This is a genomic window from Pedobacter sp. ok626 (assembly GCF_900100435.1).
GTDB lineage: Bacteria > Bacteroidota > Bacteroidia > Sphingobacteriales > Sphingobacteriaceae > Pedobacter.
The window spans coordinates 1-11,925 of the sequence record NZ_FNEX01000010.1 but is presented as its reverse complement, the minus strand read 5'-3'; the positions used below and the strand labels follow the sequence as shown (position 1 = coordinate 11,925).

The window sequence follows — 11,925 nt, the reverse complement described above, 5'->3', positions numbered from 1 at the left end:
CCCAGACTGCTGATGCTTAAGGGTCAAGAATTCCTGATCAAAAAAGAAATTGAAGCAGATCCCCTTTGGCGCAATGTCCATGAAAGTATCCTCACAGAATGTGATGCGATGCTACTTAAAAATCCGGTAGAACGTACCCTGATTGGCCGTCGTCTGCTAGAACAGTCAAGGGAAGCTTTCCGAAGGATATTTGATCTGGCTTACGCCTGGCGCATGACCGGCAAGAAAAGTTACTTTAAGCGCTGTGAAGAGGAGATGTTGGCAGTCGCCAGTTTTACCGACTGGAACCCCGATCACTTCCTCGATGTTGCGGAAATGACCATAGGAATGGCCATTGGCTACGACTGGCTCTTTGACAAGCTCAGCATAAAGTCGCGCCAGCTGATCAGTAAGGCAATAATAGACAAAGGCATCGGTCCTTCCTTAGATCCAAAATACAACGGCTGGCTCAGGGGTAGCAACAACTGGAACCAGGTATGTAACGCAGGCATGACTTACGGAGCCCTGGCTGTATTTGAAAACCAGCCACAGCAGTCTGTCGCGTTGGTGAACCGCGCGCTTAACAGCGTACTCATCCCTATGAAGACTTATGCTCCTGACGGAAATTACGCCGAAGGGTACAACTACTGGGGTTATGGCACATCCTTCAATGTGTTACTCATCAGCGCCATTGAAAGCATCTTCGATACCGACTACGGACTGAGCCAGCGGCCCGGATTCCTAAAAACCGCTACTTTTTTCGAAAACCTCATGGGGCCCTCAGGGCTGCCTTTTAATTACTCAGACAGCGGTGGGCCGGATGCACTTCAGCCTACCATGTTCTGGTTTGCGAATAAACTGAAAGACCCTGCTCTACTATATATTGAAAAGCAAAACCTGAGCAAGTTAAATTTCTACGCCAAAGGCAACCGCTTGCTTCCCGCCGCACTCATTTGGGGGCAGGGCATCCGTACAGATCAGATCCAGCCACCTTCAGCAACCACACTCTTCAGCAAAGGTGAAAATAGTATTGCCGTACTGAGAACAGCATGGAATGATCCGAATGCCATTTACCTGGGCTTTAAAGGCGGTACGCCATCCGCCTCACACGGCCACATGGACATCGGCTCTTTTGTGCTCGACGCTGAAGGCGTACGCTGGTCTGAAGACTTCGGAATGCAGGGCTACGAATCTTTAGAATCTAAAGGGTTAAATATCTGGAATATGGCACAAAACTCCCAAAGATGGCAGGTGTACCGGTATTCCAATTTCGCGCACAGTACGATCACCGCAAATGGAAAGCTTCAAAATGTAGCCGGCAATGCGCCCATCACCTCCTCTTCTCCGGATTCCCTGTTCAAGAGTTGTGTGATGGACCTCAGTTCCGTATATAAGAGCCAGTTGACGGCAGCAAAGAGGGGTATCGCCATTGTGAATAAAGAATACCTGAGCATCCGTGATGAACTGGAGACCGGAAACCAGCCATGTACCATCAGATGGAGCATGCTTACCCGAGCCACAATAGCTTCCATTGACGGCAACCAGGCACTGCTTTCTTATAAGGGTAAGAAAATGGTCATATATCTCGCCGGACTGGCAGACGTCAAATTGCAAACCTGGCGAACTGATCCCCCTAACAACTACGATGCCCTCAACATAGGGAGCACCATAATCGGGTTCGAAATTACGATACCTGCCAACACCAAAACAGCAATCAATGTTGTGCTACTTCCCGGATCAAAAAGCATCTCTGTTCAGAAGTCTGCATTAAAACCGCTAGATGAATGGCAAAAAAATTAGTAAAAAAATCAAAATGGCGTGCTGTCAATTTTCCACTTTCACTATGCACAAATTCTCAAATAGCTCTTTAACCTATCAATAATTTGAGACTACATACAAAAGAAAAATAATCGATCTCTTAACTGACAAAACGGATGCTTTGCGATGATAAGAACTTTCACATTCATTTCGCAGATGCTGTGAAGTTTATTTTCAATTTGGATCATAATAATTTGGAAGCTATTACTTGCAATGAAATCCAAGCAATTTCCGATTCAAATTCAGTAGAGGAATTTGTATACCCGAAAGAATGTGAAGAAATAATAAAGTTTGAAAGCAATAATAACCAAAGTATTCCTTTTTTGGGTTAATTTTAGTTTCTATTTTTTTAGTTTTGATTTGTCTGCCCCAGTAAGCCAATGACAGAAAATAATTATAGAAATGAGGTCTTTGTCAGGATGGGTTATGAAGCAATGTCGATGGATCAATTTGCTGGAATTTATCCAATTCGAGATGAGCCCTCAGCCTTTCTTCCCCAATCGTATCCAACAGTTCAGTTATGCCATAATAGTTAATTGCAACAATGATATCAACAAAGGCAAGCAAACGATCGGTTTCTATTTCAGAAGCATTAAATTTATTTGTTAACTTATTTTTCATATTTATCTCTCCGATAGGTTTCAACTTTGAAAGCTCGTTAAAGGGCATGCAGAAAAACTAAAAATATCTTTTTTCGAAATACCTGTCTGAGATGCCAACCACTTCTTTGTTTATTGTTTAACTATTTTAAACTCTGTTCTTCTGTTCAACTGATGATCCGCCTCTGAACATTTCACTCCGTTTGAGCACTTATTCAACAACTTGCTTTCGCCATAACCTTTTGCTGTTATTCTATTTTTGCCGATTCCATGATCAATGATATATTGAACTGCTGAATTTGCCCTCCGCTGAGACAACCACTGATTATATTGATCATTACCCCTACTGTCAGTATGCGATCCAAGTTCAATCCAGATCGTTGGGTTGTCTTTCATAATCTTAACAAGCTTATCCAGTTCAACCGCAGCATCTGGCCGGATATTCGATTTATCAAAATCATAGTAAATATTCTCGATCTTAATTGCCTTTTCCAATTCAATTTTCTTTAAATAAAGATCCTTTCTAATCTCAGCAGAGGCCGTTAAATTATTTGTTGTAAGTGATGCAACATCGGCTCGGTAATTACTTTTTTCTCCTGTCAGGTTGTAATCAGATTCCTTATCCAGATTAAAACTGAAACTACCAGTTTCATCAGTTTGGACTTTCATCGTTTGACCATTAATTTTAGAAAGGGCAACTATAGCATTTGCTAGTGGCCGGTTATTATCTCTATCAAATACAACACCGATCAATTTGAGCGCAAAGATCTGCTGCTCTGTAAAACTATAGATATCGTCGCTGCCAAGTCCGTCTGTTCTATTTGAGGTAAAATATCCAGTTAATGGCGAAGTTTTCAAATACGCAAAATCATCTTGTGGAGAGTTTGTTGGATAACCCAGGTTTTTCGGTTCGGCAATTTTTCCAGTCAGTAACTTCACCTTAAAAACATCCAGTCCTCCCATTCCTATCCGACCATCAGTACTAAAATAAAGATTATGCTCATTATCCAATATCGGCGTCCGTTCATTGCCTTCGGTGTTAATTTCCCTTAAATTTACAGGCAAGCCCCAATCTCCGGCATCAGTGCGCTGGCATATGTAAATATCGGTTCCGCCAAGTCCATTTGGCATGTTAGAGACAAAATAAAGACTATTTCCATCTGAAGTAATAAATGGATCCCCCACCGAGTAATCATCTACTTTGTTATATTTAAAAGAAACAGGACTTGTCCATTTGCCATCCGCATCTTTTTTACTCGAATAAATCTCTACGTTAACGGTAGCCAATTTCCCTTTAACATAAACTGGCTTTTTAGGTATCTTACTTAAGGTAAAAAAAACCTCATTCCCATCTTTACTAAAACTAGCTGGTCCGACATGATAATCTGTATTTGCATTTAAATTGAAATTAAAAATGCTATCCTGATTTTCATCTTTTCGATACAGTCTTAAATAATGGTTTCCTGTCCAGCCATAAACAGTTCGGTCGGGCCGCTTACCTCCATCGAACTTTAAGAACGGTCTATTCCCCGATAATTTATCGGCTGATGTATTTCCACGATCTGAAGAAAAAACAATACTGTTCCCATACACTGTAGCCCCCCAGTCTGACTGGGGAGTATTGAGTATTTTTTCATTGGAGATGGCCACTGTTGTAGGTTTTTTCATCCAAAATCCAGCTGAATCGCAGCTCAACAACCAAAGATTTTGTTTTTTTGGATCAACATTCTTATTTAATTCACCATACTTCTGATATTGCGCTTTTGCTTCAGCATATTTTGAATTTTGCTGTAATGCTTTGGCGTAATGGAGCACATTTTCCGGATTGGTGGTCGACATACCAGCGGCGATTGCATACCAGCTTTCAGCTTGTTTATAATTGCTCTGATAGCTATATGCCTGTGCCAGTCTTTCAGCCGCATGTAAGGTTGGTTTCTTTTTATAAGCCTGTTCATATAAATCAATCGCTTTATTGAAGTTGTAAAGTTCATATTCTTTATCAGCCTCAACCAGTGCATATTGAGCTAATACCTTAGTTTGATAGGTGAACAATACGGTAATAGCAAGAATTAATCTGTAAATATTTTTTTTCATATTCTTTATTTTCCTCTTCAGGGATTTAAATTACATTTAGCGTTACGTCGAAATTAAAAATATCTCGGCGTACGCATTCTTGTATATCTTTTATTGAAGAAATAGCTTATAGAGATTTCATGAGTACCTGAACTATAACCTTGAAGTGGACCAATAGAAAAATCATATGCATAACCTATTCTAAAGTTTTCCGTAGGTAAAAATTGTACCGCTGCTACCGCTGAATTCAACTGGCTCAAATTATTTTGCAGATAATCTTTATTGTACAACTTCACACCCGTACGATATGAACCCCCGACCCAAAACTTATTTTCTAAAATCACAAACGCATTTAAATCCAAACTGGTTGGACCTCCCCTATCATCCTTTAGCAGAAAGGATGGCTTTAATAGCACCCCCTCGTTTAACGGCAACAGTACACCTGCAGTCAAATAATAATGTGGCTTTGGCTGTGGGATAAACGCGTAGCGCTCAATGTCAATATATTGAGAGATCAGATTATCTACAGATACTCCTGCATAAAAACGATCATTCGAAAAATACACACCTGCTCTTGCGTCGGGCAAAATCGTACTTTGAACTCCTATTGGCTGATATACCTCAGGATCGTTAGGGTTTAATTTGGCTCCATCAATCCCTAATTGAAGCGCACCGATACCAAGGCCAAACGCCAATCTTGCAGAGCCATCATTATTCATGCGTATTCTATAGGCGTAATTACCAAACACGGATTCATTGCGCTGAGCACCTAAACGGTCGCTTGAAATCTGTAGTGCAAGTCCAACATTTCCATCATTAGCAATAGCATCAACCGCCAACGACATGGTTTTAGGAGATCCGGCGATACCAGTCCATTGATTTCGGTAAAATGCATGAACGTTTAATTGCTCCCTGTAGCCGGCATAAGCTGGATTAATATAAATTCCATTGAACATATACTGGCTGAACTGCGCGTCCTGCTGTCCTTTAACCAAATTGGAGAATAAAAGTAGCACACTAAATATCTGTAATATTCTTTTCATTTTTTTCAATTGTGATCGTTCAACAATAGTCTCCCATAGTTTCAACAGGGCGATTTTTCACCCACTTGAAACTAATTTTTAAAAGCCCTGATTAAGGTGATATACCCTTTAAATATTTGCCAATCACTTCCAGTACCCTCTTTCACACGAAGAATATAATAGTAGGTACCTTCGTTCAATCCTTCTCCAGTCCAATCATTTCGATAATTATCAGATTTATAAACCTGGTTGCCCCAACGATTTACAATAATCAGATCGTTCTGGGCAAACAATTCCAAGCCTCGTATTTCGAAAGTATCATTGTTCCTGTCTCCATTAGGCGTGAAAAGGTTTGGAACAAATAATGATCCACCTGAAGCCGCCAGCTTGGTAAAGAAACTTCCATTAGCCGCAAAATCAGTAGAAATCTCTACATTGTTTCGGGTATGCACCCCTGGGAATGGGTTGGAACCTTTTAAGAAATCCCACTTATCTGTAGTAACATAACGGGAAATTGCAGCATTTTCGTCTTTAAAAAGATTACCATTAGTAAAGGGATTATGTTGCAAGGTCATAGATACTGTTGTTGCTCCGGAACCATAAATGTGCCACACCCTATCCATACCCGTTGACAAATTTTTAATGGCTTTACCTGCACGAATATAATCTTGTACACTTACATATAACTTACTTGCATTTTGCGGGATTAATGTTGCTGGTGTATAATCGCCTTCAGAAATGCCCACTGGGAAAACAAATGAATCTTTACCATTATATTCTTTGATCATATGGCCAACAATACTATTGCCGGTAACAACCATACGGTCTTTACTGTAGTTGGTGATTTTTCCGCTATTATTGAAAGCTAAATTCTGACCATTTAAAATTACGTCGGCATCATTTACCGCGAGATCCAAAGTCCCTCCAATATTTAAGCCAGCCGATAAGGCTCCACTCGGATTAGTAGTTCCAAAACCTGGGTCACTAACGTCATCCAATTTGATATTATTAGAATTACGGTGCTCAAGCAAAAGGTTTATAAAACCAGCATTGTTTCCGTCGATATGACTTGGTCCCGATGCCATTGAAGTATAAAATGGATTATTACCGGGATTGTAAATTACAATCTTACCAGAGCCATTAAAAGTGGCCCCTGGTGCAATCCAAATATTCTTGCTGTAAATCTCTAGTATACCATCAATTTGCCAGACAGCGTTAGGACCAAAATAAGTACCTTCACTGAAACGCTGCTCTGTAGTTCCGGCAGAAACTGTCATAATCGAGTTATCAACAGTCATACTTCCAGATCCAGTTTGGGCATTGCTGGTTTGGAAAAAGATTAATAATATTAAAATAAAAGTTGAACTGGATAACAGTAAATTTCCTTTCATAGCTTGCCTCCTTAAAAAAAAGATAGTATCATCATTTCCAGTAGTTCCATACATTTCCATCAAAAACAGCAAGCGCCTTTCTATTTGTATCGTAGCACATCATACCTGGGTAAGGACTTTTCACATTTAGATGTGGATTGGAAATTTTGGGCAACACCAGAGCTTTGTCTGTAGATTCCAGCACCAACACACCATCTACAGTTGTTGATCTTGATCCAATTACCGTTTGCTTACCATTATCAACAGTACCACTATATGGCGCAATGGGCACTGCCCCGGCAATATCCCCCACACCAGAAAGGTTTACCCAAGCTCCATTTTGGTACATTTTTACTATTTTGGCAACCTTATCAAATAAAAAAGTACCATTGGCAGGTGTGGCCGGTAAGGTTTCTACTGCGGGTAAAATAATTCCTTTGGTTGTACCTGCAGCAAAATCTAAAACCGAAGAGCCATCTGCTGTGTTTTTACCTATAGCTGTTTGGGCACTTGCACTTGCAAAAGCTCCCAAACTTATTATCATTATTATTAAAAATCTTTTCATCTTTTTCAGATTTATATTTTACAAACAATCTTTAGCCAGACAATTCCAAACCGTACCGTTATACAGCTTAACGCAGGCGTCGGCAATATCGTAGATCAACATGCCTTCTACTGGGTTTACTATTGCTGCTGATGAACTTACCCTTGTTATTACAAAACCTTTATTTTTCGATTCGATAACCACATGCCCGTTAGGTACATTAGCAGGCCAGCCTGTGGCACCGCCTGTAAAACCTGCTAGACTAGAAACTCCTGTGGTGCTAACTTGGCCAGCTTGATCGAAAGCTCCAGGTTGTGTACAAGCATTAATATTGGTATCTGTTGCCTGGTTATTGGTTAAGTTGGCATCTGTAATGTTAGCTGGGGGGCTGACGCTCACAGTGCTAACTAGGTTTCCAGAAAACAATGCAGGAACTGCAACCGTAATGGTATAGGTTACCGTTCCATTTACCGGTAAGGATATCAAATCATTAATTGCTCCAATTTGAGTACCAATAACTGCTGTAGAGCTACCTGCAGAAGCAACTGCTGTGTAGCTAACATTTGCATTAGGGATACCTGCCGGCACATAATCTAAAACATTTGCATTAAGCACTCCAAAAGGGCCGTTATTTGTAACAACTACCGTATACACCTTATTTGTTCCCGGTGTGTAAGTAGTAGAATTATCTGTTTGGGTAACAGAAAGATCAGCACTAAAAGTAATGGGAGCAGTAACACAGTGGGCTCCATCGTTATTACCACTTGCTGGGGCACTTGAAATAATTGTCCTGGCTCCCGTTGTTAAATTAAATTGAAAAAAATCTCCAGCATTATTGATACCGTAAATTTCACCAGTGCTTGATCCAAAGAGCGCACCGAAAGTGGCTGTTCCAGGAGAAGTCCCTATAAAAGTAACATTTCCATTTGCAGGGTTAATAGAAAACAACCTACCATCGGTTCCTACACCATATAATAGTCCTGTAGGTACACTATATGCCAAATCAGATGGATTCGTAGGTTGATTTAGTACGATTTCCGTGGCTGTCTGTGTACTGATATTTACCTTATATAAGCTGGAATTAGAACCTACGGGTTTAATATAGTAGTTTCCAAGGTTATCTATCTCCCCACTATTATAGTTAGTCGTTCCTGTTACAGCAGGCAGACCTGTAATTGCTCCCATATCTGTAATTGCACCCAAAGGATCAATTTTAAGAAGGTTGTTGCTAAAAGTCTTCATCGCATAGATATAACCATCGCTTGGATTAAAACCAGAGGCGTTGTATTGATATCCTGCTGGGGAACCTATGATAGGGAAAGTAAAAGGGTTTGTGGATGTGACCACATTATACAGCCCGGTACTGGTATTTTGTAATAAATACATCTGCGAATTGCAATCAAATGGCACTGCCGATACCCCTAAATAAACATTGCCTGCACCACTTATTGGCGCTATTTTATCAGAGAGACTCATCGGATTAATCCAACCCATTGCCCTATCTGTCTGAGCATAAGTAGTTGGAGCCGAACTGTTAATTTCAAAATCTGGATTACCTATATTATTTTGCGCATGAGCAAACAAGCCAGTAAACAGAAGTAGGCATAGCATTATCTTTCGCTTGTTTAGCAGCAAGTTTAATGGGGGAGTAAATATTAATGAAACTAAGCTTCTCATAATTTGTACTTTAAATATTCCCTTTCTAAAAATTTAGGAAGGGAATATTAAATTAGATGTGGATATTAGATCACAGGAACTAGTCTAAAATGACCTTCCTCAATTGATTTAACTTATTTTTTAATTAGTAAACTTTCTAACTTTTTTAATCGTTCTTCTAATTCATCAGTTTTATTTTGAAGCGCTTTGATTTCCTTATCTTTCTGACCTAATGCATCGTTCATTTCAATTACATGCAGATACAATTCTTCTAGTTTTTCTAATTGTTGCATAGAAAGTTGGGTCAGATCTATAGTATAGCCATTTTTCCCTACGGTGATTTCCGAAATTGGCGTTATTCCTGGTAAGTGCTTATTAGCTTTGATAAACTCGGCAACCTCTTTTAAAGATTTGAATTTGTAGTCTTTATAAATTTTTGAAAATCCGTTGAAATAATCTTCAAATACATAATCGGCATAAACACTATTCGTCGTCCAGATTTTACCCGTTGTAGAGATATCTCCAGCTACATGCAATAGAGGTTGAATAGTTGTGCCGCCTACTACAAACGAAGGTGCTGTTGTCGCTCCTATCGCTAACTCTCCAGTTGGCGTTATCCGCATTCTATTTGATCCACTTGTTTTAAATATAAGAGGTGTAGCAGTGGTTGTCCCCATAGATAACCCTGTTGATCCCGTTCCAGCAGCATTGATTTGAGCAAAATTGCTCGCATCTGCATACAACTCGAGTGAGCTATTTGATGCGCCCGAACCACCATCAATACCGATAGACCCCCTACTGCTCCCTGTTGCACTTAACCTTCCTTGTGTACCCGAGTTACTTATACCAACTGTATTACTGTTACCTGTAAATCTTAGGAAGTTACTACCTGTTGTTACCGTTCTTGGCCCTGCTAAGGCACCATCAGCACTATAAATATTTACAGGGGTTGCAGGTAGACCTGCCACCGTACCCAATACACCATTAGCATCTGCCACTACAGTTCTAGTTGCTGTAAAGGTTTGATCCTGACTTGAGGACTCATCTCCATCAACTGTGGTATTAATAGCATTAGTAGCACCATTTAGCGGAAGGATTCTTAATCTCGTAATTCCATCATTGTCTAATTTTTCAGTTGGTGATGCGGTATTCACACCAACATTTCCTGTTCCCGTAATACGCATTCTTTCTACTCCCGAAACACCACCTGGACTTGTTGAAAATGTTATCGGTGATGGAAGTGTTGTCAGATGGGTAGCTATCGCCAATTGCCCAACAGCCCCTGTTGCTGTTAAATTAACCTCACCACTTGGAAAAGACTGAATATCAAAACGGTTATAAGTAGCTCCAGTACCTGAACTCGCATATATATCTGCATCCCAAGTACCTTTTGCCTCAGTGCCAATACGACCATTATTATCAAAATAAATATCTCTTTCTGGTGAAGTAAACCTAAGGCTGTTTCCAGCTAAATTTGCTACTCTGTTACTTGTTAGTGAACCGTTTGCATTGTAAATATTAACAGGAGCCGCCGGGTTCCAAGCAGTGCCATTCCAAGTCATTACATTTCCTGTCGCTGATCCAGGCGTTAAGCCCAATGTGTAAGGACTAACATTTGTTCCGGCACCGGCACGTGTTAAGCCGCCATTTGTAGTGGCATTAGTTACTTCGTTACCAATAACTCCATCAACTTCGGTTACCGAAAGGGCAGAAGGGCTTGTCCACACAATTTTTCCCGATGCAGTTTGGGTCATGATCTGACCATCGGTACCACTGGTTGTTGGAAACCAATACTCTCCAGTTTGAACAGCGCTCGCATCTCTAAAATTAAAGCGTACCCCATTTGTTTTTTGAACGAAAATCTCCGAACTATTATTAAGCGGGAACGGATCGGCTGCTCCATTGGTATTGGTATGTCTTAAGCGCATACCATCATTTTGTAATGATATAGTTGAACCAAAATTGCCAGTAACATTATAACTTTCCATAAAAAAGTTACCTGTGTTAGTTGATCTTATACCCGATAACGAGTTGGTACCATTCTGTGAAGATAATGCGGCTTGAGTTTCTTCTGCACTTATGGTATTGGTTGTAGTACCAGTTTTAGCTAATAATGCTGCAGAAGTTGAATTGGCAGTTGATGTTCTAAAATCTCCGTTTGTATTTTGCCAGTAATGCATGGCCCCCAGTGGATTACTGGGGCTAGCAACTTCGGTTCCAAACGAAGTGTTACCAGATATCACCTCTGATTTAAAATCACCTTTTACCTCCATTTTTTTGGTTGAAGCTGCAGTACTGAAATCGCCTACTGCCACACTACCTGTCTGATAAATATTATCTGTATTTAAAGTTGCTTTGTTTGATGTATTTTGTACATTCCACGGCTCAATAGCTAAGGCAGATGAGGCCACCGTTTTTAATTGTCCGCCAGTACTTGATACTACAATATTATCAGTCGCTACTCCTGTTGGCAAACCTGTAATGTTTAATGGATATGTTGTTCCCGAAGGATTTGTTGCAATTGTAGTAGCCTGAGTTAATGGACCACCTAATTGAATATTGTCAGCCGTTTTAGTTAAACCATTATCGGCAGTTACTGCTGCAGTAGTACCCGTATCTCCTTTTGGACCTTGAATACCTTGGATACCTTGAGCACCTTCAGGACCTTTTAATGTTCCACCGTCTGCTGTCCATGTACCACCTGTTTTGATATAGGTTAGACCAGTTGTCGTATCTACATACGTATCGCCATCAACACCTGTACCAGCTCCAGGAACTGTCGTTCCACTTAGCATCGATTTACCGTTCGTCCCATTGGTTCCGTTAGTACCAGCAGCACCGGTAGCACCAGTTGCTCCCTGTGG

The 11,925-nt window shown here is 40.4% G+C and carries 7 protein-coding genes and 1 pseudogene; 1 reads left to right on the top strand and 7 read right to left on the bottom strand.

The window, feature by feature from the left end; genetic code table 11:
* Nucleotides 1–315 precede the first annotated feature (315 nt).
* A complete protein-coding gene (locus tag BLS35_RS14820) occupies nt 316–1,779 on the top strand; it encodes a heparinase II/III domain-containing protein (protein ID WP_207909120.1) in 1,464 nt (487 codons plus the stop codon).
* A gap of 432 nt (nt 1,780–2,211) precedes the next feature.
* Here BLS35_RS14820 and BLS35_RS14810 read toward each other — a convergent pair whose 3' ends face one another.
* From BLS35_RS14810 to BLS35_RS27840, 7 genes and pseudogenes are all read right to left on the bottom strand, one after another.
* Complete coding sequence (locus tag BLS35_RS14810) at nt 2,212–2,418, bottom strand: hypothetical protein (protein WP_139205886.1); 207 nt, start codon at nt 2,416–2,418, stop codon at nt 2,212–2,214.
* A 110-nt stretch (nt 2,419–2,528) separates the two neighbouring features.
* Nucleotides 2,529–4,490, bottom strand: coding sequence for an OmpA family protein (locus BLS35_RS14805; protein ID WP_090782368.1), 1,962 nt, complete (start codon nt 4,488–4,490; stop codon nt 2,529–2,531).
* Nucleotides 4,491–4,543: 53 nt separating this feature from the next.
* Nucleotides 4,544–5,512: a PorP/SprF family type IX secretion system membrane protein gene (locus BLS35_RS14800; RefSeq protein WP_090782366.1), complete on the bottom strand. Its 969-nt coding sequence runs from the start codon at nt 5,510–5,512 to the stop codon at nt 4,544–4,546.
* 71 nt (nt 5,513–5,583) lie between these two features.
* Entirely contained in the window at nt 5,584–6,882 is a 1,299-nt protein-coding gene (locus tag BLS35_RS14795; protein ID WP_165973324.1) for a gliding motility-associated C-terminal domain-containing protein, read from the bottom strand.
* 31 nt (nt 6,883–6,913) lie between these two features.
* Nucleotides 6,914–7,426 carry a hypothetical protein gene (locus BLS35_RS14790; protein WP_090782362.1) on the bottom strand — a complete coding sequence of 171 codons (513 nt, stop codon included), beginning with the start codon at nt 7,424–7,426 and terminating at the stop codon, nt 6,914–6,916.
* 18 nt (nt 7,427–7,444) lie between these two features.
* Nucleotides 7,445–9,016, bottom strand: coding sequence for a DUF11 domain-containing protein (locus BLS35_RS14785; RefSeq protein ID WP_175459603.1), 1,572 nt, complete (start codon nt 9,014–9,016; stop codon nt 7,445–7,447).
* Nucleotides 9,017–9,195: 179 nt separating this feature from the next.
* A pseudogene (locus BLS35_RS27840) lies at nt 9,196–11,925 on the bottom strand (hypothetical protein); the annotation flags it as partial.

Bases quoted from the DNA above. Each gene is read 5' to 3' on its own strand.
- BLS35_RS14810 (WP_139205886.1), bottom strand. From the start codon at position 2,418: ATGAAAAATAAGTTAACAAATAAATTTAATGCTTCTGAAATAGAAACC.
- BLS35_RS14790 (WP_090782362.1), bottom strand. From the start codon at position 7,426: ATGAAAAGATTTTTAATAATAATGATAATAAGTTTGGGAGCTTTTGCA.
- BLS35_RS14805 (WP_090782368.1), bottom strand. From the start codon at position 4,490: ATGAAAAAAAATATTTACAGATTAATTCTTGCTATTACCGTATTGTTC.
- BLS35_RS14785 (WP_175459603.1), bottom strand. From the start codon at position 9,016: ATGCTATGCCTACTTCTGTTTACTGGCTTGTTTGCTCATGCGCAAAAT.
- BLS35_RS14820 (WP_207909120.1), top strand. From the start codon at position 316: ATGACCATAGGAATGGCCATTGGCTACGACTGGCTCTTTGACAAGCTC.
- BLS35_RS14795 (WP_165973324.1), bottom strand. From the start codon at position 6,882: ATGAAAGGAAATTTACTGTTATCCAGTTCAACTTTTATTTTAATATTA.
- BLS35_RS14800 (WP_090782366.1), bottom strand. From the start codon at position 5,512: ATGAAAAGAATATTACAGATATTTAGTGTGCTACTTTTATTCTCCAAT.